This is a genomic window from Thalassotalea sp. ND16A, assembly GCF_000764205.1.
Lineage (GTDB): Bacteria > Pseudomonadota > Gammaproteobacteria > Enterobacterales > Alteromonadaceae > Thalassotalea_A.
In genome coordinates this window covers 1-26,162 of record NZ_JQDZ01000063.1, presented here as the reverse complement: position 1 = coordinate 26,162, position 26,162 = coordinate 1, and the positions used below count along the sequence as shown (strand labels likewise).

24 protein-coding genes, 1 tRNA gene and 1 pseudogene are annotated in these 26,162 nt (G+C 41.5%); 21 read left to right on the top strand and 5 right to left on the bottom strand.

All coding sequences use genetic code 11. The features are described from left to right. Positions 1 to 107: 107 nt before the first annotated feature. From ND16A_RS08910 to traF, 4 genes are all read right to left on the bottom strand, one after another. Positions 108 to 722, bottom strand: coding sequence for a hypothetical protein (locus ND16A_RS08910; protein ID WP_033077689.1), 615 nt, complete (start codon positions 720 to 722; stop codon positions 108 to 110). Positions 723 to 733: 11 nt separating this feature from the next. After that, on the bottom strand, positions 734 to 2,134 hold the full coding sequence (locus ND16A_RS08915) for a cytochrome-c peroxidase (RefSeq protein WP_052073092.1): 1,401 nt from the start codon (positions 2,132 to 2,134) through the stop codon (positions 734 to 736). An 8-nt stretch (positions 2,135 to 2,142) separates the two neighbouring features. Next, positions 2,143 to 2,694 (bottom strand): hypothetical protein, encoded by a 552-nt coding sequence (locus tag ND16A_RS08920; protein WP_033077688.1) that lies wholly within the window; start codon positions 2,692 to 2,694, stop codon positions 2,143 to 2,145. Positions 2,695 to 3,087: 393 nt separating this feature from the next. Beyond that, positions 3,088 to 4,305, bottom strand: a complete 1,218-nt coding sequence (gene traF, locus ND16A_RS08925) for a conjugal transfer protein TraF (RefSeq protein WP_052073091.1) — start codon at positions 4,303 to 4,305, stop codon at positions 3,088 to 3,090. A 206-nt stretch (positions 4,306 to 4,511) separates the two neighbouring features. Here traF and ND16A_RS19960 point away from each other — a divergent pair. The 14 genes and pseudogenes from ND16A_RS19960 to ND16A_RS08995 form a co-directional block, all read left to right on the top strand. Beyond that, positions 4,512 to 4,844 (top strand): annotated as a pseudogene (locus ND16A_RS19960) (multinuclear nonheme iron-dependent oxidase); the annotation flags it as partial. Between the two features lie 80 nt (positions 4,845 to 4,924). Further along, the gene (locus ND16A_RS08930) at positions 4,925 to 5,455 is read left to right on the top strand and encodes a DUF3750 domain-containing protein (RefSeq protein ID WP_033077687.1); all 531 of its coding nucleotides are present in this window, start codon (positions 4,925 to 4,927) and stop codon (positions 5,453 to 5,455) included. A 128-nt stretch (positions 5,456 to 5,583) separates the two neighbouring features. After that, positions 5,584 to 6,372 (top strand): putative hydro-lyase, encoded by a 789-nt coding sequence (locus ND16A_RS08935; RefSeq protein WP_033077686.1) that lies wholly within the window; start codon positions 5,584 to 5,586, stop codon positions 6,370 to 6,372. A 33-nt stretch (positions 6,373 to 6,405) separates the two neighbouring features. After that, a complete protein-coding gene (locus ND16A_RS08940; RefSeq protein ID WP_033077685.1) occupies positions 6,406 to 7,140 on the top strand; it encodes a 5-oxoprolinase subunit PxpA in 735 nt (244 codons plus the stop codon). Beyond that, on the top strand, positions 7,137 to 7,814 hold the full coding sequence (pxpB, locus tag ND16A_RS08945) for a 5-oxoprolinase subunit PxpB (protein WP_033077684.1): 678 nt from the start codon (positions 7,137 to 7,139) through the stop codon (positions 7,812 to 7,814). Before ND16A_RS08940 ends, pxpB begins: the two co-directional genes overlap by 4 nt. Further along, positions 7,811 to 8,809, top strand: coding sequence for a biotin-dependent carboxyltransferase family protein (locus ND16A_RS08950; protein WP_235282109.1), 999 nt, complete (start codon positions 7,811 to 7,813; stop codon positions 8,807 to 8,809). Before pxpB ends, ND16A_RS08950 begins: the two co-directional genes overlap by 4 nt. Positions 8,810 to 8,843: 34 nt before the next feature. Beyond that, positions 8,844 to 9,695, top strand: a complete 852-nt coding sequence (locus ND16A_RS08955; RefSeq protein ID WP_033077694.1) for a glutamate cyclase domain-containing protein — start codon at positions 8,844 to 8,846, stop codon at positions 9,693 to 9,695. 18 nt (positions 9,696 to 9,713) lie between these two features. After that, a complete protein-coding gene (locus ND16A_RS08960; protein WP_081945572.1) occupies positions 9,714 to 10,109 on the top strand; it encodes an aminotransferase class IV in 396 nt (131 codons plus the stop codon). After that, positions 10,109 to 11,215, top strand: coding sequence for an alanine racemase (gene alr, locus ND16A_RS08965; protein WP_033077683.1), 1,107 nt, complete (start codon positions 10,109 to 10,111; stop codon positions 11,213 to 11,215). The genes ND16A_RS08960 and alr overlap by 1 nt, the downstream gene beginning before the upstream one ends. A gap of 172 nt (positions 11,216 to 11,387) precedes the next feature. Beyond that, positions 11,388 to 11,478: transfer RNA gene (locus tag ND16A_RS08970), tRNA-Ser, on the top strand. Positions 11,479 to 12,576: 1,098 nt separating this feature from the next. After that, positions 12,577 to 13,743: a tetratricopeptide repeat protein gene (locus ND16A_RS08980; RefSeq protein ID WP_052073089.1), complete on the top strand. Its 1,167-nt coding sequence runs from the start codon at positions 12,577 to 12,579 to the stop codon at positions 13,741 to 13,743. Between the two features lie 14 nt (positions 13,744 to 13,757). Further along, positions 13,758 to 14,681: a M20/M25/M40 family metallo-hydrolase gene (locus ND16A_RS08985; RefSeq protein WP_152593865.1), complete on the top strand. Its 924-nt coding sequence runs from the start codon at positions 13,758 to 13,760 to the stop codon at positions 14,679 to 14,681. 86 nt (positions 14,682 to 14,767) lie between these two features. Continuing rightward, positions 14,768 to 15,331 (top strand): phosphoribosyltransferase, encoded by a 564-nt coding sequence (locus ND16A_RS08990; RefSeq protein ID WP_033077680.1) that lies wholly within the window; start codon positions 14,768 to 14,770, stop codon positions 15,329 to 15,331. A gap of 205 nt (positions 15,332 to 15,536) precedes the next feature. Then, on the top strand, positions 15,537 to 16,001 hold the full coding sequence (locus ND16A_RS08995; protein ID WP_033077679.1) for a hypothetical protein: 465 nt from the start codon (positions 15,537 to 15,539) through the stop codon (positions 15,999 to 16,001). Positions 16,002 to 16,162: 161 nt separating this feature from the next. On the opposite strand, the gene ND16A_RS09000 is transcribed toward ND16A_RS08995, so the two are convergent. Next, complete coding sequence (locus ND16A_RS09000; RefSeq protein ID WP_033077678.1) at positions 16,163 to 16,939, bottom strand: MipA/OmpV family protein; 777 nt, start codon at positions 16,937 to 16,939, stop codon at positions 16,163 to 16,165. 321 nt (positions 16,940 to 17,260) lie between these two features. Here ND16A_RS09000 and ND16A_RS09005 point away from each other — a divergent pair, with 321 nt between their 5' ends. From ND16A_RS09005 to ND16A_RS09040, 7 genes are all read left to right on the top strand, one after another. Next, positions 17,261 to 17,869, top strand: a complete 609-nt coding sequence (locus ND16A_RS09005; RefSeq protein WP_033077677.1) for a paraquat-inducible protein A — start codon at positions 17,261 to 17,263, stop codon at positions 17,867 to 17,869. Then, entirely contained in the window at positions 17,859 to 18,509 is a 651-nt protein-coding gene (locus tag ND16A_RS09010) for a paraquat-inducible protein A (RefSeq protein WP_152593864.1), read from the top strand. The genes ND16A_RS09005 and ND16A_RS09010 overlap by 11 nt, the downstream gene beginning before the upstream one ends. Before the next feature lie 4 nt (positions 18,510 to 18,513). Beyond that, complete coding sequence (locus ND16A_RS09015) at positions 18,514 to 21,501, top strand: PqiB family protein (RefSeq protein WP_033077676.1); 2,988 nt, start codon at positions 18,514 to 18,516, stop codon at positions 21,499 to 21,501. A 117-nt stretch (positions 21,502 to 21,618) separates the two neighbouring features. Next, positions 21,619 to 22,368 (top strand): hypothetical protein, encoded by a 750-nt coding sequence (locus ND16A_RS09020; protein WP_033077675.1) that lies wholly within the window; start codon positions 21,619 to 21,621, stop codon positions 22,366 to 22,368. A gap of 371 nt (positions 22,369 to 22,739) precedes the next feature. After that, entirely contained in the window at positions 22,740 to 24,017 is a 1,278-nt protein-coding gene (gene egtB / locus ND16A_RS09030) for an ergothioneine biosynthesis protein EgtB (protein ID WP_052073088.1), read from the top strand. Next, complete coding sequence (locus ND16A_RS09035; RefSeq protein WP_052073087.1) at positions 24,017 to 25,009, top strand: L-histidine N(alpha)-methyltransferase; 993 nt, start codon at positions 24,017 to 24,019, stop codon at positions 25,007 to 25,009. The genes egtB and ND16A_RS09035 overlap by 1 nt, the downstream gene beginning before the upstream one ends. A gap of 47 nt (positions 25,010 to 25,056) precedes the next feature. After that, positions 25,057 to 25,851 (top strand): PhzF family phenazine biosynthesis protein, encoded by a 795-nt coding sequence (locus tag ND16A_RS09040; RefSeq protein ID WP_033077672.1) that lies wholly within the window; start codon positions 25,057 to 25,059, stop codon positions 25,849 to 25,851. Positions 25,852 to 26,162 lie beyond the last annotated feature (311 nt).

Below are 26,162 nucleotides of genomic sequence, written 5' to 3'. Positions count from 1 at the left end.
TTGCTCAAATGCAGCAACAACGTTGATAAGTTGATCTTGGTTCGACATGTTTGCGTCCTGATGAATTAGTCGCAGTCATTAAATCAGATCGAAAAATAGAAGTTGAGCTATGCTCTCGTAAGCTCACGATACATTTGCTGATCAAATTGGCTGATACAAGGCGCAATGCAGAGATAAGCCAGGCCAACACCGCTCACTTCAAAAAAATAATCAAACCCAACCGCGGTGGGAAATATAACCGGCAAAAATATCGCCACCAGGATTAATGCCAAGCCAGTGATACTAACTGACAGGGCTGATAACAAGATAGCCCCAACCTGCACAATAACGCCTAACATCGCCCATTGGGTTGGTAAAAACAGGTTTGGAGCCAAAAAATCTCCCATCATTAAATTAATAACCAAGAGTAAATTCACCGACAGCACCAGGAGATACCAGTCGAGATAAAATGGCAGTGAAAAAACTTTCTGCAAACCGGTAGCCGCGCCGCGCTGGAAAACTGAACGCTTGTCGCGGTGCGGACGGTTAACCGATAGTCGATACAAATAATAGACTATCAAGGCGTAGCAAATGGCTCCAATCAGCGTCAGCAGGGTAATGGCGTCAATGGGAAAACTGACATCGGGAATGTCTCTGCCGTTAACAAACCAGCGAACATGCGCGTGTGCGGCTGGCGTAAATACCACCAGAATAACAATGAGGTAATGACGTATTGTTTTCATGATCTATACCTTTATGGAGGGGGGAGGGTAATTGCGGCCTGCGGCTCTGCACCTGGCTGCGAATTAGCGCTTGGTTTGGATTGTGTCAGCGGAGGCGTTAACCAACTGGCATCTACTGCCGGCAGCGAATTCAAGCTGCCTAAAAACGCATTAAGCTGTTGTAACTGATACGGCAGTAATCCCAACGGCTGCAGATCGAAATGCAATGCTTTGCCATTGTTGGTTAATTGCTGATGAAATTGTGGTCGCGCCTTATTATAGAAGCGCAGCACTTCAATCAAAGAGTCCATGCTACCGTTATGCATATACGGGGCGGTGAGGGCAATATTGCGCAGTGTCGGGACTTTAACCGCGTATTGTAATTCTGTACCCGCGTATTTAGCAAACTTAAGCTCGGCGCATTGATCCGATGGTTCACTGAACTGACTAAAACAATTAAATGGGTCTGCCAAAGCATGGGCAATACCGGCAATGCGTCCTTGATTGGCCACTACTGGTGGTGCGTCGGCAATACCGGTGACCTTGAAATCATGGTTAGTAAACATCGGGCCGTTATGGCAATGTATACACTGACCTTGCTTGTCATCAATAAACAACTTCAAGCCCGCCTGTTCTTGTGGAGTTAAATCCGCTGAGGGCAAGCCTTGCTGCAGTTTTTTTGCAAATACGTCAAAACGTGACGGACCAGGCAAGAGTAACCCTTCATAAGCGGCAATACTTTTACCTATATTGACAAATATCTGATTAACCAGCACTTTGTCCGCTGGTGTAAGTTGTTGCCAAGCCAGCGCTAGTTGCTGATCGAGCCCCGGCAATTTATTAGCAACTATGGGCATTGCATGGGCGGGGAAGCGTTCGCCATCGGTTAAGTCAGGGAGTGGCTCAAATACTGTTTCATATTCCTCGCGGTAATGGCGATAGATGATATGCGCCAATTGCATACGGTTGGCGCCATGCTCAACGGGGTTTTCCAAAGGCCCTAAAGCCTGTGTCCATAAGCTGTCGGCTCGGCCATCCCAGAAAAACCACGGACTATTGGCAATGCCAATAATGGTTGGCGTATGCCAGACCGTGCTTCCTATGCCTTGTGATTGCCGCAAGTTATCGGTAAACGCCATTTGTGGCTGATGGCAATTGGCGCATGCCACCTTGCCATTGGCACTGAGCCGCTTGTCAAAAAACAGCTTGTGGCCGAGTTTTGCCGCTTGTTTATTATTCCAAACCGCGTTGCCGTTATGATGTATTGTCAGTGTAGCCGTAGTACCTGCCGAATTTGCATCTGGCAGCATCAAAGATTTAACCAAAGCGACTTCTTCCGGGCTCCATTGTGGGGGCTTATCTTGCTGACATCCAGGCAGAGTCGGCCAGAGCACAATGAGGAACGCTGAAATGATCACGCGGGCAATAGTCATTCGAAACCTTATGGCAATAAGTTTAAGTTTATTTCGGCAACATCTTTTTCGGCGGCTAAATTCACCCGAATTACCCATTGCCCCCACATCTGAAATTTAATACCGGCAACGAGAAAATCCAGTTGCGTTGGCGAGCGATTAATAATTTTTGACACTACTGGTTGGGTAGGAAAACCATGTTCATGGCCTGGCATACCACCAGAAATTTGAATGTCTGCTGCTGTCAATTGGGAAAACCGGTGCGCAAATGCCGAGCCAGGCTGTTGCACAATAATACGCGCCTGCCATGAATGTACCGTATTGAGTTCAATACTAGATTTTGGTTGCAGCTGTAGGCGAAAATGCCCCTGACTGGACAATGTCTGGTAATGCTGTAACCCCTGATGTGGATCTTGCTCACCGGCACTCACCTTAACAGCTAATACGCCAAATAAGATGTTCAGCAGCAGAAACAAAACAAAACGGCGAAGCTGGTAATGGGTTGACCATTCTGGCGGAGGTGAAGTTTTAAGTAAATTCCTCACACCCACATTATTGCGGACGATACTATTAACCAACATTCCTTTTTACTCCTCGAGCAGATAATAAAGGTTGATCAATAAATCTGTGTAGCAAAAACCGACCTAAAAATAATTTCAGCGAACGTACGGGATTAATGCGGGGTACATACAGGGTAAATACGGCATAAATTAAATATAGCTAAATAGATGGAGAAATCAAAAAGTCAGGCATGAAAATAAACTTCGATTAAGCTAAGCTGAGTGGTGTTTTTATTTTTAGCGAATATTTGTCATTTTCTTTTAACCGTGTCGGTAAACCGTTAAATAATAATGATAATTATTACTCAAAAGGAGGCATCCTGCCTGCCGGGACTGAGCACATCCTTGTGCAAAGAAAAATGGAGCGATGTTTGGCTCCATATATAGACTTGGTTTTTACGAAAGGGGGTTGGCTTATATTTTAAAGCCAATTTGAATAGCGGCACCCACTAGGTCATCTTTGCCTTTAAAAGCACCGATATCTAAAAACACCGTATCCCAAGGCGATAAACCAATACCTGCGGTGTATACATCTTCTTCGTTATCATTGATATCGGTGCGATAGCCGAAGCGCAATTGCGCGTGTTCAAAGGCATTAAATTCAACACCTGTAGATAGGTATTGTACCGCACGAAGCTCATCAAACGATTCGTGTTCGATTAAATCGGCTTCTATGGCGACATTCAGCCAATCGTTATGGTAGCTAAAGCCGGAGCTTACTGTTGGTTCTAGTTTAAAGCTTCTGTCTTGGGCGGTTAAGTCAACTTCGTGTGTTACGATGTTGTTAACAACTAACCCAAAGTGCCATTGCTGTTGATCACCCCATAGCGCGTGAATACCGAAATCGGCATTGGCGCTGCTGTCGTCTTGTAAAAACTCGTCGTCGGTTAAGTCAAACTCATCTTCATCAAATTCAGCAACGCTTACCTGGTTATAAAATAAGTCAATACGTTGGTATTTAAGTTTGGCGCCATAGTTAACGACTAAATCGTCATTTTGGAATAGTTTACCGCCAAACATAACGCCCGCGTCAGTAATAACGTAGCCTAAACCTGTTGCATTTGACTTCAAATCGTTTAAGTCTAAATCACCCGTTATGATAGAGTTTCGTAAGGTTTGTTCATCGTCTTCATCGTAATCTACCATCATCCCTAAACGGCCATAGGCGTCAATGAACAACCCCAGATTTAAGCTGTCGTTAGGAATAATGGCAAACGCCGTAAATCCCACTCTGGCGGCTACCGGCTTAGCATCGATTTCTTCTAAACCTGCCACTATCTCGTCCACTTGAACATCTAATCCGGCTAGGTACTCAGGTAACTGCTCTATTGGAATATTGCCGATTTGGTCAATGTCATCATCCAAATCATTGATCTGGTCGTTTAAGTCTTCACCAATATCGATGACATCATATTCATCCGACATTGCCCCACCGACACCAATGGAAATGGCAAAGTCGTCATCGTCATCGTAGCGATTTAATAACGCCGGGTTACTTACCGACGAAAGGAAGTCCTGGCTAATTGAGGTAAAACCTTTACCTATTTGTTTCGCCGAAAAACCTTCAGCCTGTACTGAGGTTGCTAAGAGAAATGATGTTGCGAATAAAGATAATTTATAGGGTAAGCGCATGTTTCAACCTTGTAAGTGTCATTATTATTTTGATCTTACCTGTGGGGGAAGTAAGGTTTTCTTGAGCAAGGCCATTATAGGGGGGCACATTTGTTGGTACAAGAAAATAAAAAAATAATGAAATTGTCACGCCACTATTCAGGTCAAATTAGCCGGTAACGGTGTTGTATCGGTTACTTTGTTGAAAATTTTTAGGCAGTTGATAATTTGGTTTAGGGCTAAGAACCGATCACTTCGAACAGGTACTGGCGGAAAAACCGGATATCGACTGGTTTGAAGTGGTGTCGGAAAATTTTATCGTGGATGGCGGTAAACCCAAATATGATTTGCATGCGATTCGTGAGTTGTACCCGATGGTAATGCATGGGGTTTCTTTATCTATTGGCTCTCAGAGAGTTGCACAAGTACAAGCTTTTCTTGGTCGAGAGATATTATTAGAAAACGTGTCGAGTTATCTTACCTACAAAAGCTCTGAAATGAGCGAATGGCAGTTTTTTAATGAAGTTGATGAGAAAAACATTAGTCAGCTAGCATTGAACTATTTATTAAGTTGGATAGACGTCGGCATTTTAATTAAACTGCCTACAGCGCACACAAGTGAACACCAAGGTTGATATTAATGAAAAATCCTATACTCGTTTTACTGCTGGTCATGCTGGTCAGTGGCTGCGCGAATAACAATTGGCGTACGGCGAGCAGAGAGCCCGCGGGTATTGCATCTAGCCCTGTTGAGGATTCAAGAGCGGTTATCGAAATCTATGCGGCGGATGCTTTTAGCTGGCGAGGGTGGTTTGCGGTGCACCCGTGGATGGCGATTAAAGCAGTGAATGCTAAAGAATATACCGTTTATGAGGTGATCGGGTGGCGAGTAAAACGTGGCTTGCCAGCATTGCGGCAATACACAACCGTAACACCAGACAGATACTGGTATGGTTCAAAGCCTGAGTTACTGCTTTCCATAAAAGGCGAAAAAGCTGAATTACTCATTCCTAAAATTAATGCCGCCATAGCACGTTATCCCTGGGCCGATGAATATAGCGTGTTTCCAGGACCGAACAGCAATACCTTTTTGGCATGGATAGGCCAGCAAGTGCCTGAGTTGGGGTTAGAATTACCGTTTAGTGCGATTGGCAGTGGCTACGCTAACTAAGCATTGGATATACAAACCAATATTGTGTTGAAAATCAGCTATGATTTAGCTTTAGAGTTCACAAAAGCAGTATATAATTGTATTGATAGACCTTATTTTTATTCACACTCCTTTTAGAGTTTACATTTATGAGTTTGAAAATTTCTCCGGTTGAATTGCGTCATAAAATTAGACGTGGTGAGCATAACAGCAATACTTCCGGCTTTTGTCATGGTTATCTACAATGCAATTTGGTGATGCTACCAAAAGATTGGGCCGCTGATTTTTTAAAGTTTTGCCAGTTGAATCAAAAACCTTGCCCATTGATCAGTGTTTCTGAAAACCCGGGCGATACTCATCTAAACTTTCTGGCTGAAGATCTTGACCTGAGAACGGACATCCCAAGTTACCGTATTTTTAAAGATGGGGTAATGACAACAGAGGTTAACGATATAACCGATTATTGGCGTGATGATTTGGTTACTTTTGCTTTAGGCTGCTCTTTTTCTTTTGAAGAAAGCCTACAAGCCGATGGACTCGATGTGCGCAATATCACCGAACAGGTTAATGTACCAATGTACCGAACTAACATTGCTTGCACACCAGCAGGACCGTTTAATGGCAATATGGTAGTGAGCATGCGGCCATTTGTGGCCAGGGATGCGATTCGAGCCATTCAAATTTGTACCCGTTTTCCCGCTGTGCATGGCGCCCCTGTGCATTTTGGTGACCCACAACTTATTGGTATCGATGATTTAGCTGCTACTGATTATGGTGATGCTGTCACCCTTAAAGAACATGAACAACCCGTTTTTTGGGCTTGTGGGGTTACCCCGCAGGTGGCATTAGAACAAGCAAAACCGCCATTTTGTATTACTCATAGCCCAGGCTGCATGTTAGTCACCGATATACCAAACAGCCGGCTGGCGTTAATGTAGATTTAGGCGTAGTTAACGTCGAAAGGAATAATTATGACATTAAAATTAAATTGCGATCTCGGTGAAAGTTTTGGCTCATGGACCATGGGGTTAGATGCGGCGGTTATGCCTCATATTGATCAGGCGAATATTGCTTGTGGCTTTCATGGTGGCGATCCACTGGTGATGCAAAACACTCTAACCTTAGCAAAGCAACATAATGTTATGGTTGGCGCGCACCCGGGATATCCAGACTTGGTGGGTTTTGGTCGACGTTCAATGGCGTGTTCAGCGGCTGAAATTATTGCCTTTATGCAATACCAAATAGCGGCGATTGACGGCATGGCCAATATACAGGGCTTGACCCTGGAATATGTTAAGCCGCATGGCGCCCTTTACAACGATATGATGGCGAACAGAGAAGTGCGCGCTGCCATTATGCAAGCCATTGCGCAATACCCAAAACCGATCACCTTAATGCTCCAAGCCACGCCGGCTGTTAACATACACCGCCAGGAAGCTGAGCAGTTGGGTATCGACCTTTGGTTTGAAGCCTTTGCTGATCGCTGTTATGACGACGATGGTAAATTATTGGCACGCAGCAAAATTGGTGCGGTACATGATAAAGAAAAGATGTTGGCACAAGTCGAGCAAATTTGTGCACACGGTACGGTGACTACCATAAGTGGTAACACGTTAGCCATTTACGCCAATACCTTATGTGTTCATGGCGACAATATGGCCGGTGTGCTGGCAATTGCTCAAATCAGAGAGCGTCTTTCTCGATGAGAATTGAGATTGCCGGTGAAAATTCGTTAATTATTTACTTTGCTGACAAAGCCAGCGCTGAAGTGTCTGCGTACGTACAACAAGCAGCAAGTATACTGCAAGATGTTCTTGCCAATGACATCATCGATATGGTGCCATCTTATGCCTCATTACTGGTGATTTATGATGCACTGAGCACCGACAGTTTCACCGTGCAAAGTAAAATCAAACACAACTTGGCGAATTTGGCAGTAGATATTGCCGCAACGGGGAAAATTGTCACCCTGCCGGTATATTATTCGCCGGAATCCGGCGCAGATCTTGAAAATTTGGCAAAAAATGCCCAATTAACCGTAGCAGAAGTGATCGAAATTCATCAGCAATGCCATTATCGTGTTTATGCCATTGGCTTCGCCCCAGGATTTGCCTATTTAGGCGAAGTGGACCGAAGAATTGCGGCACCAAGGTTGGCAAGCCCGCGGCTGAATGTGCCGCGAGGGGCCGTTGCCATTGCCGATCAACAAACCGCAGTGTATCCAGCAGCATCCCCAGGGGGCTGGAATTTAATTGGTCTTTGTCCGCAACGCATGTTCGACCCTCTAAAAGAGCCTTGTATGCCAGTACAAGTTGGCGATAAAGTGCGTTTTAAGGCGATAAGCAGAGCGGAGTTTTTATCATTGGGAGGTGAGCTATGAGCGCTTCCTCGTTCAATAAAGCCACGATGTATCCAGCAAATCCAGGTTTTAAGGTAACCAAATCTGGCCTGCTCAGCCTGGTACAAGATTTAGGACGTTATGGCTGTCACAATATTGGCTTAACAACGGGCGGTCCGCTAGACCCATATGCCTTTAAGTGGGCTAACAGGTTACTTGCCAATGAGTTAAATGCCTCGGCAATAGAAATATCGATAGGCGGCTTAGCATTAGAAGCTTTGGTTGATACCCGTATCTGTATCACCGGAGCAGAAATTGAGTTTACTATAAATGGAATTAACCAACCGCAGTGGCAAAGTCTGGCGGTAACCGCAGGCGACAACATTAATTTTGGTTTTGTCAGCTCAGGAGTACGTAGTTACTTGGCGGTTCGAGATGGTTTTGATATCGAACCCACATTTGGCAGTACCAGCACCGTGGTCCGAGAGGGACTTGGCGGAGTTAATGGCACAAAATTATTGGACGGGCAATTTCTGCCTTGTGCCAACTTCGAAGGCAATGACAGTCACCTAAAATTAGCAACAATACCGGAATATAAAACCGATATTTGCTTACGAGTTATTCTGGGCTACCAACATCATGCTTTTACGGCACTACAAAAACGCAGGTTTTTCTCCAGTGTATATCGGGTTTCGGAACATTGTGATCGCATGGGATATCGCCTGACCGGCCCTGAAATTAAACCCGCGGTCGATGGCATATTATCTGAAGGTATTTGTTTAGGCGCAATTCAAGTGCCTGCCAATGGTCAACCAATTGTGTTGATGAATGACAGACAAACCATAGGTGGCTACCCGAAATTAGGCTCAGTGTTATCTGCTGACTTGGCCAAACTTGCCCAATGCGCCCAAGGGGCTACCATTAGGTTTGAGCAAATCAGTATTGAAGATGCGCACAATATTCTGCATTTAGATAAAGTAGCATTTGCGGCTATGAATTCAGTCAAAATTGAAGCCATTTGTTTACAACCGCAATAAATTTGATTTTTCATCAAACATCAGAGAGGCTCCCTTGGCGGCTATAGAACAGGCTGAATTGCAGTTAAGTATTCAAATTGAAAACTTGCTTGTTGCAATGAATCCTCGTGGTATGAAAAATGTCAAAGATGCCTTAGCGCCTGGTTATTACCTTCGTGCGGCCCAACTGCTCAAAGGATTAACCGGCACAATTTTGATTGGTACTGGTTTTCCCGTTGCCGACACCTTTGAAACCGATGGACCGGTTGGCGCTATTGCCTTATACAACGCCCTGGAAACCCTTGGAGCCCAGCCAATATTAGTCAGTGGTGAACCATTTGTTACGGCATCAGAAAATGATTTTCGGGTTCATAAACTTATCGATGGTGATTTAATAAATGCCAAACAAGAAGCGATCGGCTCTCTGGCGAAACTTCAACCGCAAGCGGTCATTTCGATTGAACGCCCGGGCCTTGCTGAACAAGGCCTATATTTTAATATGCACGGCGAGGATATCAGTGATAATTGCGCCTGTTTTGATCATTATTTAAATGAATCAAATTGCCCAACCATAGCTATCGGAGATGGCGGCAATGAAATTGGTATGGGCAATATAATACCAGCCCTAAGCAAGTTGGATATTACCCCGGCAATAACAACCTGTGATGAGTTGTTAATTGCCGATGTCTCCAATTGGGGAGCCTACGGTATCATCGCATTTTTAGCAAAGTGGGCAAACATCGATTTGCTCGCTGAAGTAGACTCATTGGCTTTACTGCAATACGTATCAGACAGAGGTAGCGTTGATGGCGTTACCCGAGAAAACAATTTAACAGAAGATAGCTTTCCAGCCACCTTTGCTGATGAGCTAATTTTAAACCTACGAAAGTTAACCCATTTTATTTAAATAAATTCAGAGAACATCATGAGTATTGTATTTTTAAACAATGCATATTTGCCAATGGAGCAGGCAAAAATATTGTTTAACGCAAATAATGAATTAACCGAAGCCAGCTCCAGCAATGTATACGTGGTAAAAAATGGTGTTATCGCCACGCCACCACTAGATAATCAACTATTACCAGGCATTACCCGTCTGATTTTATTAGATATTCTAGCGAAAGATAGCGCTTTAAAAGTGGAACAAAGAATTGTTACAATGGATGAAGTAAATAATGCTGACGAAATATGGTTAACCAGCGCTTCCAAAGAGGTTGCACCTGTGGTTGAATTAAATGGAAAACCCGTTGGTAATGGTGAAATAGGGGATGTGTGGCAAATTGCGCAAACTCTCTACAGTGCAGGTAAATATAACTACTAATGACTCGTCCTACTCATGCTTTAATTAGTCGAAGTGCATTACGCCATAACTATAAGGTGGTACAACAAGTTGCCCCGCAATCAAATAATCTAGCGGTTGTAAAAGCGAATGCCTATGGCCATGGTGCCGTGGTGGTCGCCCAAATATTGGATCCACTCGTGCCTGCTTTTGGCGTCGCTTGTATTGAAGAAGCGGTGGAACTGAGGAATGCTGGCATACAAAAGCCGATATTGTTATTGGAGGGTATTTTCAGCAAAGATGAAGTTGAGATCGCCGCCGAAAATAACTTCTGGATCATGCTTGATAATTTGCAACAAGTCTCTTGGCTATTGCAAGCAAACGTATCATCCCCGATTAAAACCTGGTTGAAAGTGGATACTGGTATGCACCGTTTAGGCGTGCAACCGGAACAAGTGAATGACATTTTTCTGACGTTAACTGCGAGCAGCAATGTGGCAACGGATATTGTTTTAGCCACTCATTTTTCTTCTGCAGATGAACACCAAAGTAGGGCAACAGAACTGCAACTTGCCTTATTTAACCAGATAAAAGATAAGCTTGCGATTTGCTTACCGGATAGCGCACAGATCAGCTGTAGTGTCGCCAACTCTGCCGGTTTGTTAGATTGGCCAAAAGCCCGGTTAGATTGGAATCGCGCCGGATTCATGCTTTATGGAAACTCACCTCTTGATAGTGAAAATTCAGCCGCGGATCGGTTAAAACCAGTAATGACATTAAAATCGGCCATTATTTCAATTAGAGACATTGCGGCAGGGCAGTCGGTTGGTTATAGTCAAGCGTGGACAGCAACCAGGCCAAGCAAAATAGCGACGGTTGCTATTGGCTATGGCGATGGTTATCCAAGAAATGCGAAATCGGGGACACCTACCTTAGTCAATGGTCAAAAAGCGCCGATAGCCGGGCGGGTATCTATGGATATGCTAACTATAGATATCACCGATATTAAAGACGTTAACCTTGGTGATGAAGTAATTTTGTGGGGCACTGGCTTACCGGTGAATCAAATAGCAGAGTGTGCCGGTACTATTGGTTATGAAGCGTTAACCCGAATACCGAAAAGAACGCCGAGTATTATTGTTGATTAATACTGTTAGTAACGCCTTTTAATCAGATCTTTACTTACAATTGATGGATTTTTCTGCAACCATACACTTAATTATAAAATTTTTAAATTTTTTTATAATTAGCCCTTTACAACAGCGTCTTCAGTCTTTAATATTCGCCCCATCTTGAAGCAAGCATTGTTTCAAGACTTCAGGTGAGATGGCTGAGTGGTCGAAAGCACCGGTCTTGAAAACCGGCATGGGTTTGTAGCCCATCTAGAGTTCAAATCTCTATCTCACCGCCATATTCAGAGAAAAGCCCAATCGAAAGATTGGGCTTTTTTCGTTTAAGGCCAGTGATAAAACCCATAGGGTTTGTAGCCCACTCATACCTTAAGAGTTCAAATCTCTATCTCACCGCCATATTTAGAGAAAAGCCCAATCGAAAGATTGGGCTTTTTTCGTTTAAGGCCAGTGATAAACCCTTAGGGTTTGTAGCCCACTCATATCTTAAGAGTTCAAATCTCTATCTCACCGCCATATTCAGAGAAAAGCCCAATCGAAAGATTGGGCTTTTTCCGTTTAAGGTCAGTGATAAACCCTTAGGGTTTGTAGCCCACTCATATCTTAAGAGTTCAAATCTCTATCTCACCGCCATATTCAGAGAAAAGCCCAATCGAAAGATTGGGCTTTTTCCGTTTAAGGTCAGTGATAAACCCTTAGGGTTTGTAGCCCACTCATACCTTAAGAGTTCAAATCTCTATCTCACCGCCATATTCAGAGAAAAGCCCAATCGAAAGATTGGGCTTTTTCCGTTTAAGGCCAGTGATAAACCCTTAGGGTTTGTAGCCCACTCATATCTTAAGAGTTCAAATCTCTATCTCACCGCCATATTCAGAGAAAAGCCCAATCGAAAGATTGGGCTTTTTCCGTTTAAGGCCAGTGATAAACCCTTAGGGTTTGTAGCCCACTCATATCTTAAGAGTTCAAATCTCTATCTCACCGCCATATTCAGAGAAAAGCCCAATCGAAAGATTGGGCTTTTTCCGTTTAAGGCCAGTGATAAACCCTTAGGGTTTGTAGCCCACTCATATCTTAAGAGTTCAAATCTCTATCTCACCGCCATATTCAGAGAAAAGCCCAATCGAAAGATTGGGCTTTTTTCGTATATAAACCACCTCATTAGGTAAAGTTGATCTACTCTCAATTGCACTAGTCAATATCAGGTTCGAAGATGACGCCGTACCATGCAGCTTAGATATTGGACAATACCGCTTGATTGCCATCCTTAATAAATTGTAAATTTGTATTTCAATTGATTGATATTTAAGCGGGAAAGCGTTTTTTTGGGTATGCTTATATTAGTTATGAACTAAATTCAAGTTCAATGAAGTGGTGGTCGTATGCAATTGAAAACATTATTTTGTAGCTTTCTATTCTTAGCTTTAACAGCATGTTCAACGACGAATGATTATAAGGTGATGGCCGTTGACAGCGAAAAGTTACTTTATAATGATGCTTTCCCCAGCCATACCGAATATACCATTGAAACTCCGGAACAAATTTACGCCTTAAATGATGAAATGAAAAAGTTCATCCGTAGCCATCTGATGTATGAAAAAGATCCCCATGCTCGCTCACGTAAATTGTTAAAAAAACTGTTCCATCGCTCTCCAGACTCTATTCGCTATCAAAATGGTGCTAATTTAACCGCGATCCAAGCCTTTAATGAAAATACCGCCAATTGTTTATCGTTAACCATTTTGGCTTATGCCCTGGCTGATGAAGCAAATTTAATGGTTAATTTTCAAGAAGTATTAATTCCAGAATATTGGATCCGGGAAGGTGACTACAACATGTTAACCGGACACGTTAACTTAAAAGTTGTCGGCGACAAAACAACCCCCTATAAAGTGGTGTGGGGCTCGCTACAAACCACGATTGACTTTGACCCTTACACTGTGAAAAAGCATTTCCCTAAAAATAAGATCAGCAAGGATAGGGTAACGGCGATGTTTTATAACAATAAAGGCGCGCAAGCGTTGGTGAGAAATAAATATAACCTGGCCTATGCCTACTTTAAAAAGTCGATAGAACAAGAGGGCAGTTTTAGTTCCGTGTGGGGCAACTTAGGCTTGTTATATAAAAAGGTCGGTCTAAACAATTATGCCGAACAAGCGTATTTAGCGGCAGTGAATTTTAATCGTGACAATTACAACGCCTGGAACAATTTAGCCATTTTAGAAAATGAAATGGGAAAATTTGACGAAGCCAGGAAAATTTATGGTTTTATCCATAAAGCAAGGATGAACAACCCGTATTACCACGCTTTACTTGGCGATGAAGCGTTTTTTAATGAAGAGTATAAATTAGCGATTCGTCATTATAAAAAAGCAAAATCTATGCAACCTAAAGAGCATGAATTTTATTTTGGTTTGTCAAAATCTTTCTTTAAACTCGGGAATTATGATTTATCGGAACATTATTTAAGCAAAGCGAAACGCTATGCGCCTTTTAAAGACATTAAAGACAAATACCAAAATAAATTAAACCTGCTCTCTAGCTTATAAGGTTGTACATAGCAGTGAAAAAAGTATTTTGCTTATTCATGCTCAACGTCGTCGCTTTTGTTGGTGTTGCAGCGGAACTGGCAAGTCATCAGGATGTCTCTAACTCAATATTACTCGCCCATTTTAAAAAACTTTCTTCGGCAGAGTTTTCAGGCCGTAAAACCGGCAGTGCCGGCCACAAGTTGGCAAGTCAGTACATCAAAAACTCCTTTCTAACCGAATATATTTCAAGTTATTCAAGCACTCAATCCTTTCACTTTAACAGTGGTTTTACCCAGAAACAGGGATTTAACCATTTATATGTAAAAAAGGGCAAAAAATTGCCAAATAAGTACATCGTGATCACCGCGCATTATGATCATTTAGGTAAAAAGGCGGGGAAAATATATTATGGTGCCGATGACAATGCCTCGGGCGCATCGGCATTGCTGGCGTTAAAACCCTGGCTTGAAAAGATTGAGACTAAGCACTCTATTGTGTTGTTAGCCACTGATGCCGAAGAATTTGGATTTAAAGGGGCAAAGGCATTTTTACAACACTCTGCAATCAATAAAGAAGACATTATCATAAATATAAATTTAGATATGATCTCTTATGGAAAAAAGCGGAAATATTTGTTGGCTGCCGGCAGTAGAAAAAAACCGGAACTCAAGGCACACATTAAGCATATTAATGATAATGCAAAGGTTAAATTTAAATTGATAAATAAAATTCCGGCCAATTATCTGTCTTCACATCGAGCCTCGATAAACTTACATAAAGCCAGTGATCATTACGAATTTTACAAGGCAGGCATACCTTATCTATTTGTCACCGGCGAAAACCACAAGAATTATCATCAAAGTACAGATAGTTATGCCAATGTGGATCTCCAGTTTTATAGTGATGCCTTTGAAAGCATTAAACATCTTATCAGAACTTTTGATGAGAAATTATGACAACAATGCGTAATTTGCAGATAAAAACTTGATTTTTTACGCTATAATACGCAAAATTTTATTTCAAATCCTTTAAGGCTTTCACCATGGATAAAAAGTTTATAACTGCACAAGAATTACTTGAAGATTCCTTTCGTGTTGCACATCAAGTTTATAAAGACGGCTTCCGACCGCAATTTATTATTGGCATATGGCGCGGTGGCGCACCTATCGGAATAGCCGTACAGGAATACTTTGATTATAAAAAAGTAGAAACGGATCATATCGCGGTACGTACTTCGTCTTATTACGGCATTAATCAGCAATCAAAAGAGATCAAAGTGCATGGCTTGCACTACTTGATTGAAAATGCCAATGCCGATGACGGTTTACTCATTGTTGATGATGTATTTGATTCCGGTCGCAGTGTTGTTGCCTTAATTGAACAAATAAAAACGCAAATGCGCTTAAATACACCAAAAGACATCCGTGTTGCATGTCCGTGGTTCAAACCAAAAAATTCAAAAGTGGATATCGTGCCGGATTACTACGTGCATGCTTCTGAAGATTGGTTAGTGTTTCCGCATGAGCTTTCTGGATTAACTCAGGATGAAATTAAATCCGGAAAACAAGATTTATCAAATATCCATGACATTTTATTCGACGAGTAAATGGTAGAGCAAAGGAAGCGCAAGCTTCCTTTTTTTTTAAGCTTCTAGCAACTAGCTATTAGCCACGGGCTGTATATTTGATGAATTCAACTATCGTGTATCAATACCAACTCTGCCAGAAGATCGTAGCCAGAAGCGGCTAATATTTTGTACAGGGATTATATTTAATACCCGGCGTGCAGGGAAAGCCTTGTGATTGTGATTAATGATGAAGACTTCAATTAGCACTACTGCAACCATAGTTAAGGGTCACCAAGTAGCCTCAGGCAACGCCAGCTCTACAGTATTTTCCGCTGGCACTATTAGCTTGCAAGCTCCATATTTTAACCAACGGGGGCTGGATTTATCCAGTTACTACTTCGCCACGCTAAATTGTAATCTTGGTCCACATTGTTTGACGATTATCAAGCCAAGTTATTGCTTTAAAAATCTGAAGTGGCATGCAAAGGTACCTGCTGAAACCTTTTCATTTGCAGATTGCGAAGTCATTCGTCAAGGAGTTCATTATCACGGATTGATTTATCAACCCCATGTAGAAACTAAAATAGATCATTTTCAAGATAAAAATGTTATCGAAGTTATCGCGCCATTTATTGAAAACATTCACTATCAAGATGAGGTGGTTTTAAGCTTTGACACAGAGCAAGTGGTTTTGCGTACAGAATGTTAAAAGTGTGCAAATCAGAATTTTTTACCTTGATTGGCAATTCTAAGTTAGTTCATCCGTGAATTAATCCTCTCTATCCAACAGCCATGATGCGAGATGATACGCACGTCCATATACAAAAAAGGTCTCAAACTGAGACCTTTTTTAATGCCGTGAATTGTTCATTAAAACTTATAAGTGGCTCCGACAAGAGCGGTTGTGCCTGAATCTTCAGTAACTCCTGGTGCATCGCTAATTGAATCATCGTATGAAGTTGCCTTAACCGCGCCGATTAACATCCATCTAGGCGTTAAGTTATAAGTGCCAATAACACCAACTGAAGCGTTAGTTGCACTGTCAGGTGAGAATCCTTCGGTATCAACGCCACCAGAATAATAGAAGTAATCTACCGCATCTTCTGACATGCTTTCCAATTTAACCATGGCCGTTAACGACCCTTTGGCAGATGCTAAGAAAGTATATTTCGCAGTAATGTGAACTTCACCACCACTGTCTTCTTCTGAAGATCCCAGTAATGATGCATCAATGCCAAACTTGCCAGATTGCCATTTCATTCTTACACCGGCCAGGCCAGTATCATCAATTTCTCTACCTTCTATAGGGCCGTCACCTTTGTCGTAACCTTTACGAGGCTGAACAACGACGCCTATTCTAAAGCCTGTATCGTCCGGTTTCCATACCCACGCACCTAGCTTGTTGTATTCAAAGTAGAATGTGTCGTTATAACTGACGTTTATTAATGGTACGCCAGTTGATTCTGTATCATCAACACCTGCAAACGTTGGGGCATTTACCACACCAAGACCAATGGAAGCATTCCAGCCTGACTCTGAAGAAGCATCATGATCCGGAACATCGCTAACGCTACCGACAACCCCAGAACCACCAGCAAAAGCGGCACCTGAAACTGTTAACAATGAAGCTAATAATAATTTTTTCATTTTATTTTCCTTAAAGACAAATACAAATACAAACCTTATGTGCAGGCAGATTATTATTTTTTGTTAGAGAATTTATTATGTTTATTCCCATCCTTTTCAATATTAGGTTATATGCTTAAGTATGCAAGTTTAAAGACAAAAAATTACAATTTTTCATTGAATAATCATTAAGTTGTAACAAATGAGGGCACAGTAATGAGAAAACCTGCCATTATTAATTCTTTTTCAATGTTTTCATGTACAAAGCTTAACTAATCAGCCATTATTTTTAGTTAAGGATTAGTTATTGCTTAATTATCAGTCTATGGCCGGAGGGATATTGTGCACCAACAACAATTTGCTTGCTTAGAATGCGATGCTTTAATACAGCTTTCATCTATTGCAGAGGGCGAGGTTGCCTCATGTCCCCGTTGCCATCATAAGGTTATCGATAAGAAGCATGACTCAATAAATCGAACATTAGCGGTCAGTGCTTCTGGATTGTTGCTATTTATTCCCGCAGCATTTGCGCCGTTAATGTCGATGAAGTTACTGTCTGTAGAAAGCTCAGCCAGTGTATACTCGGGAGTCATTGCCTTGTGGGGCAATGAACTGTTCTTTGTCGCCACTTTAGTGTTTTTGTTTTGTTTGTTTGCCCCGTTAATTAAACTTGTTTCAGCATTTCTTGTTTGTTTGGGCTATAAATTCAATAGTCATCAACAAGCCTGGTATAAGCAATTATTAGTTTTTTATCATCATGTCGACAGTTGGGAAATGCTTGAAGTGTTTTTAATTGGCATTTTGGTTTCGATTATCAAATTAAAAGATATGGCAGATTTATCCTACAACATTGGCTTACTTTGCTTCGCCGCATTTATGTTATGCGTGTTATCGTTAAAGTTAACCTTAGATAAACAAATGCTATGGGACAAGTTAAATCATGGACACTAATGTTGAGGCAATAATAACTGCAAAAGAAAAGGGACTAGCACAATGTCCGGTCTGTCATTTATTGGTTGAGATTGATAATGCCAAAGACAATTATTGTCCCCGTTGTGACAGTAAAGTTTACCTGCGCATCAATGACTCGATTCAACGATGCTGGGCCTGGACAATTTGTTCACTCATCGCCTTTATTCCGGCAAATGCATTCCCAATTATGACCATACTCTATTTTGGCAAAGGTCAGCCCGATACAATTTTATCTGGCATTGTTTTATTATTAAAATTTGGCATGTACCCAATAGCGGCGATTGTATTTATTGCCAGCTTTGTCGTGCCTCTTGCCAAAATTGTTGGCTTATTTTTTTTACTTTATTCGCTTAAAAACACATCGAAATTATCAAAACATCAACGCACCAAAATGTACCGATACATTGAGATATTCGGTCGTTGGTCAATGTTAGATGTCTTTGTCGTTGCGTTACTCGTGGCTCTGGTTGAGATAGGTGCCGTTGTGGAAATAGTTGCAGGACCAGGCGCCACGGCGTTTGGGGTAATGGTAATCCTGACTATTTTTGCGGCAAACAGTTTCGATCCCCGTTTGCTTTGGGATCGAGAAACATCGAATTCTATGGAACAAGAAAGATAATATTATGACTGAACAACAAGCTGTTATATCGAATAAATCCCCCATCTCGGCAATATGGTTGCTGCCGGTTATCGCTGCCTTAATCGGACTTTGGCTGCTGTTTAAATCCTTCAGTGATGCCGGCATTGAAATCACCATAAAAACCACCAGTGCCGAAGGCATAGTTGCCGGTAAAACGGAAGTTAGATTTAAAGGCTTTCCGATAGGTGTAGTTACCGATTTAGATCTGACCGAAAATTTGAATGATGTCATGGTGACGGTAGAATTAAAAAATAACACCAGAAGATTCCTTAGTGAAAATACCTTGTTTTGGTTAGTCAAACCGGAAATTAGCCTTTCAGGTGTTTCGGGGTTAGATACCGTACTCACCGGCAATTATTTTGAAATGTTACCTGAAACTGGTAGTCAATATGTTCAAGAGTTTGAGGCATTAACTCAACCGCCACCGATAGCAGAAGATTCTCCTGGCTTACATGTCACCCTACACGCGAAAGAATTAGGTTCGATCACTCACGGTAGTAGTGTTTTCTACAAACAAATTAAAGTGGGTGAAGTCTACGGCTACGATTTTTCTGAAGATAAAAGTCATATCAAAATAAAGCTTTTTATTGAAGAAGATTATGCCAGTTTGGTGAAACTAAATACCCGCTTCTGGAATGCCAGTGGCATCGAGATGAAAGGCGATTTGTCTGGTTTTAAAGTTAAAACACAGTCTTTGGCATCAATAATCGGTGGTGGCATCGCCTTTTACAGTCCAGATATTGGCGATATGACTACCAAGGTTGAAGATTTTACTGAATACCCGTTATTTGAAGGCTTTGATGAAGCACGTGCCGGTGTGGTGGTGCTAATGGATTTTCCTAAAAATAGTGGCATTAAAGCTGGGATCACCAAAGTGATATTCGAAGGCGTAGAAGTAGGCTTAATTGAAGATTTTGTTTATAACCAAGCCAAAGGTGGCGTTACCGCAACGGTATTGTTTGACCCACGTTTAGAGCCATATCTGTTAAGTAATATGGATTTCTGGTTAGTTAAGCCATCAATAAGTTTATCTGGTATCGCAAATGTCGACAGGTTGCTCAGTGGTACCTACGTAGCCTTTCGGTTAGGTGATGGCGAGCCAATACGGCATTTTGATGTACTGCCAGCAGCACCTCCATTAAAATATAGTGAGCCAGGTTTACATTTAAATATTTCTGCCGACAGCATTAATTCGTTATCGTTTGGTGCCCCGGTGTTTTATAAAAATTTGAAGGTTGGCAGCATACAAAATCATATCCTCGCAGAAGATCAACGCAGTTTTAACGTGCATTTATTTATCGAACCTGAATACATGCATTTAGTGAATTCATCTTCGGTATTTTATGAGCAAGGCGGTTTTGAATTTTCCGGTACATTACGCTCCTTTACCGTACGCTCTTCACCGATTGAGGCCATAATCTCTGGCGGGGTATCGTTTCATACCATAGATTTTGACAACGGCAAGACGGTTGCTAACGGTCACAATTTCCCTTTGAACAATAATCTTGAACATGCGCTGAATACCGAAACGATCACCTTGCAAGTGCCCAACAATTATGAGTTTGTTGAAGGCATAACGAAAATAAATTTTGGTGAAAAACACATAGGTACGGTGAAACAAATTAGCCCAAGTGATGATTTACAATCAATGGTGTTAACCATAGGGTACAAAGCCGACTTTAAAAATTTATTTAAACAAACCACGAAAATTTGGGTAGTAGAACCCACTCTGACCAGTGGCAACATTGCCGGTTTTAACGCCTTATTAGGTGGCAGTTTTTTCCAGGTAAAACCCGGTACCGGGGCAGTAAAAGATGATTTTACTATGTTAACCAAAGCACCACCTAATGATGCTGATGACCCAGGTTTGCAACTCACCCTTATTGCTGACTCAGGCTTCGGACTCGTTCGTACCACACCGATAACCTACAAAAAGATGGTGATCGGCGAAATTGATGCGTTAAATTACAGTAAAAATGGTTATTCAGTAGAAGTGTCGATCAGCATTGAGGATAGATTTCGACATTTAGTTGGCTTAGGTTCCAGCTTTTTTGTTGGTAGTGGTTTTGACGTTAAAGCCAATATGCAAGGGATGCAAGTCACCACACAAAGCCTGGAAAGTATTGTGCGTGGCGGCATTGCCTTGTTTAACGACAAGGCTGACTTAACCAAGCCAGCCGACGAAATGGATGAATACACCTTATATGCCAATATGTCTGAATTATTAAGTTCTGGACGAGAAATTCAGCTCCGTTTTGAAGAAGTTATTGCCATTAAAGCCGATGCACAGGTGCAATACAATGGCCATGTAGTAGGACGCGTGGCGAAAGTCGAACTTGAGCAAGATTTAAGCGCGACAACGTTAACGGTATTGATCAACGAAGATTATCCGGATTTAGTCAGGCAAAGCGCGAAATACTGGTTTGTTCAACCTGAAACCAGTGTTGCCAAAGTCAGTAATTCAATCGCCTATTTTATCGGTAACTTTATTAGTGTGTTACCGGGCAGTGGTGAGATGCAAACAAACTTCACCGGTTTTATCCACGAACCGGCGCTTACCTCTTTACCTGGCGGTTTGAACTTAACCTTAACCGCGGCGGATCGAGGTTCGATAAACCCTGGGAATCCGGTTTATTATCGCTTAATCAAGGTTGGCCGAGTGCTGGGCGTGGAGTTAAACGAGAATGCCAATGGCGTAAATGTTTATATAAACATTTACGCCGATAAACAACACTTAGTAAACAATACCACCAAGTTCTATAACGCCAGTGGCATTAAAGTGGATGCCGGATTGTTCTCGGGCGTGCAAGTAGACACTGAGTCGCTCGAGACCATATTGGCCGGCGGAATTGCCTTTGCCACACCAGTACCAACAACGGCAGAGAACTTGGTCGAGACAAGGGTTTTTCCACTTTATGACGGTATCGATGAAGATTTGAAGCAATTGCAACCGACACTGAAAAAACCTTAAAATATAGTTAAAGATCGATCATGTACTTATGAAGATAAAATTAATCCTATACTAAAATTTTGTACTAATATTATTTTGGACGTTCACTAAAACAAAACGATGGGAAAGGGTAATTTTATGTTCAAGAAAACTATTTTACTAACGGCATTATTAACCACAAGTTCTGTAGCAATGGCAGAAGAGTGGAAGTTTGGCATTGGCACCGGATTCTTTGGCTTAAATATCGATGGCGATGTTGGTTTGAATACCTCGGCAGGTCCGGTAATATCTCCTTTGGATCTAAGTTCAAGTGATGTTAAGGACCTTATGGAAAGTGCCTTTGGCTTCACTGGGTTTGCATCAAAGGGTCAATGGAAAATTAATTATACGGTTGCCCATCTTGAACTGGAACAAAAAGCAAACGCAGAAATTTCTGATACTGGTCAATCCATTCGCTCTAAAATAAATTTCGTCGCCGATACCTTAGACATAAATGTAGCCTATCAATATAGTAATGGCTTTAGCACTTTTGCTGGCATTCGTAACACCAGCCACGAAATTGAATTTGATTTTAGCTCTCCAGAAATCCTTATTGATCGTGATCTGGAAAGCGATTGGACTGATTTTTATGTTGGCGTCTCTTATGCAAAAGCGTTCGGCAGTGACAAAGTATGGATCACTAAAGTCGATGCTGGAGCTGGTGATTCAGAAGGAAGTTTTACTTTTAACACTGGCTTGGCCTGGCAATTTTCCAAATCTTGGGCGGCGTCAATTTATGCCAAACACTACTCGGTAGAATTTGAACAAGGCGATATGGGCGACAGCGATTGGTATTTTTACGACGCGTCTGAATTTGGTGCTGGCTTGGGAATTATGTATAACTGGTAATCAATCGACAAAGCAATTCAGCTAACTCAATGGGATACAAAGACAGTTTCAATCAAGTGGCTAATATTGAATTATAAGGCCTAAATAAATTCAACGCAGTAAGGGGTCGTTACATTTATGCTTTTCTCGAGTATAACCTGGCTGCGAGCTTGTAATGGAGAAACTAACTTTAAAAACTATTCCTATAAAATCATCCTGCCTGTCTATACTGTTTAAGGCATTCGCTGAAATAATTCAGCTGAATGTAAAAGTAGATTTGCTCGATATTGCTGACAATACCGGACATCACCAAAACGCACCGATAAAAGACTGTTTGCAACAGATGCCTGGTTTATAAGTAGAAGCTGAAAACAATAAAAATTAGGGATGTAATGAATATCCATCAAGTTAACGGTAATGAAAGGCTTAGAAGACTTATCAATGATTGTTTGCTTGTGAGAAAGCAAACCACTGACATTTGCGCTCGCATATCCCTAGAGGACCATGTTGTTCAACCTATCGCAGATGTTAGCCCACCCAAATGGCATTTAGCACATACGACATGGTTTTTTGAAGAGCTAATTTTACTGCGTTTCGCATCAAGCTATGAACGGCTTAATCAACAATACCAACTGTTGTTTAATTCATATTACAAATCAGCGGGCCAGCATTGGTTACAAGCACATCGGGGAAATTTGTCACGACCAACGGTAGCGGAAATCCTGCATTACAGGACCTATGTTGATAGCGCTTTAGTTGATTTATCAGCAAACGTTAGCGCTAACGCAGAGCTTTTATCCTTACTGCAAATCGGTTTACATCATGAGCAGCAGCATCAAGAATTGTTGTTGATGGACATAAAATATATTTTAGCAAGTAATCCTCATTGTCCATCTTACAGTGATACCCAACTTGTAAAAGCACAACCTGCAGACGATAAATGGCGCAATTTTAATGAAGGTGTTTATCAGCTCGGTTCTGACGGAAAACATTTTGCCTATGATAATGAAAAGCCCAGGCATCGCAGCTATATTCATCCGTTTTCTATCTGCGAAAAAACAGTCACTAACGGTGATTTTTTAGAGTTTATTATAGATAAAGGTTATAGCGCTCCCAGATTTTGGCTGAGTATTGGCTGGGACTGGTTAAGCATAAATAATATTCAACAACCTTTGTACTGGCGGCAAGAAGGTAGCGTTTGGTACGAGTATACCTTACATGGTTTGCAAACATTAGATCTGAATGCGCCAGTAACGCATATCAGCTATTTTGAAGCTGATGCATACGCTAATTGGCGAGGGATGAGATTACCAACAGAACAAGAATTGGAAATTTATTTATCCTCTGCCGTTAAAGCGGGCGTAAATACGGCTGGTATAGCAGAACACACGAGTATGGCTCTAACAGATGTGCTCCAACCCTATGCGAGCGATGCTAGCACTGGACAAGTGTGGTGCTGGAGTAAAAGTCATTATTCAAGTTATCCCGGTTATCAGCCCTATCAAGGGGTGCTGACGGAATATAATGGCAAGTTTATGTGCAATCAATTTGTCCTGAAAGGCGGCTGTATCGCCACACCGAAAGGCCATTACCGCCATAGTTATAGGAATTTTTATGCGCCCCAACAACGTTGGATGTTTTCCGGTATTAGATTAACAAAGGATATTTAATGGAGTTTTTCAGATTACATAAGCAAAACTTGGCAGACAGCGGTTCATACCTTGATCAATTGGCTATTGATGTCTTAACCGGTTTGTGTGCGGCACCCAAACATTTACCCGCTAAATATTTTTATGATGATGTTGGTAGTGAAATTTTCCAACAAATAACCCAGCATGAAGACTATTATCTCACCGCTACTGAAATTGAAATAATAACCAGCATCAAAGACGACTTACCTGGTCTGATCGATGAACAAGAGATCGATATCATTGAATTAGGGGCAGGGGATGGTCATAAAAGTCAATTGATTATCGAGAGCTTTCTAGGTATTGGCTGTAGAGTTAATTTTTATCCTATCGATATCTCAGAAAAAGCCATGGTCATATTGCATGAAAATATAAAGCCCCATAAAAATCTAACCGTTCATGGTGTTATTGCTGAATATTTTGACGGTTTACGCTTGGTCAGAACCAAATCAACCAACAAACAACTGCTGTTATTTTTAGGGTCAAATATTGGTAATTTTGACCGGGTGCAAAACCAGGGTTTTTTAAGAAAATTATGGATGAGTCTTAATGTATCGGATTATATATTACTCGGTTTTGATTTAAAGAAAGATGTCAGTAAGTTGACCTCAGCCTATAACGACTCAGATGGGCTCACCGCGCAGTTCAATCTTAATCTATTACAGCGTATTAATAGCGAACTTGGCGGTAACTTTAACCTCGACAAATTCCAACATTTTGGTGTCTATAACCCGGTAATAGGGGCAATGGAGAGCTATGTGTTGTCAACCGAGACGCAAGAAGTTTACATTTCGGCACTGCAACGCACCTTTAGTTTTGCTGCCTATGAGCCTATTCATTTGGAGTACTCCTTTAAGTTTGCCCCTGGTGATATTGAATTCTTATGCCAACAAACAGGCTTCGAAATGGTAAAACATTATACTGATAGCAATCATTATTTTATTGATTCGTTATGGAAAGTGATTAAAGAGTAGCCTTGTTCAATAAAGGTAAAGGAAATAATGTCAACAGGATATAATTGGTGGAAAATAAATTTGTTCGACGAATTTTTAGTACTGACAACTGCCTGGGGAATACGGCTTACGTTTGGCTATGCAAACAAGCCTCAGAGTTTGAAAATACTCAGCAGTTACAGGGCATTGCACGCAAAAGTGGATACTCAGCAACAGCATTCGTTTTACCACAAAATGAAGCGCTAGGCTTATATTTGCTACGCTGGTTTTCAGCCAAGGGGGAAATTCAATTTTGTGGTCATGCGACACTTGCTGCCGCGGATGTTGTGTTTTTTGCTTCAACAACCATCATTAACAAGATATGTTTTCATTCAGTCAGTAATGAAATACAGGTTGTTAAAAATGGCAGTGAAAACTACATTATGCGTTTAAACAGGGTCAAGTTAGCAACAATTAAACTTTCTTATGCTTTGGCAAAAGTTCTCAATAATGAGTTGGTTAAGGTTAAACAAAGCCATGCTGAAGATGGCTATCTTATAATTCAGTTACCTAATAAGGCGTGTGTCGCTAATTTTGATTTTGATTCACATCAGTATGGCAAGCTAACAAGAAGAGCTTTAATTGTAACGGCACAAGATAAAACGAGTTTGCATTCGCTTTACTTTAGATATTTTGCACCTCAATATGGCAATAAAGAAGACCCTGCAACTGGGTCTGCAGCTCCACTGTTAGCAGAATTCTGGCAATTACCCTTTGAGCAAGTATACGATTGTTACCAGCTATCAATGCCGGGCGCTTTTTATCAAGTGTTACGCGGCAAAGAGTGCGTTAATATCTTCGCAACGGTTACTGATGCTCGCTAGGGTTCACGTGGGAAAAGTAATGCAGACTTCAAGCATACTTAATAAACTATTCAACAGCCATTAAATTAGGAAACAGGTTTTTTGTTTTTTTATGTTGTGGATATTGTGCAATAGCCTGTAAATAAATATCATAAATGGCTCATGATTGCGTATAACCAATCGACAGGGCCAATTCCCCTTACCTAAATGTCCGTTAATGTTAACTAGCAGATTAAAGCGCCTTAAAATCGCCCTGAGAGGGCAAAAGGTACTTTATTTTGTACCTAGTAATCGTTCGATTACTTCCTTTAAATGCTCAATTTCGCGTTTCT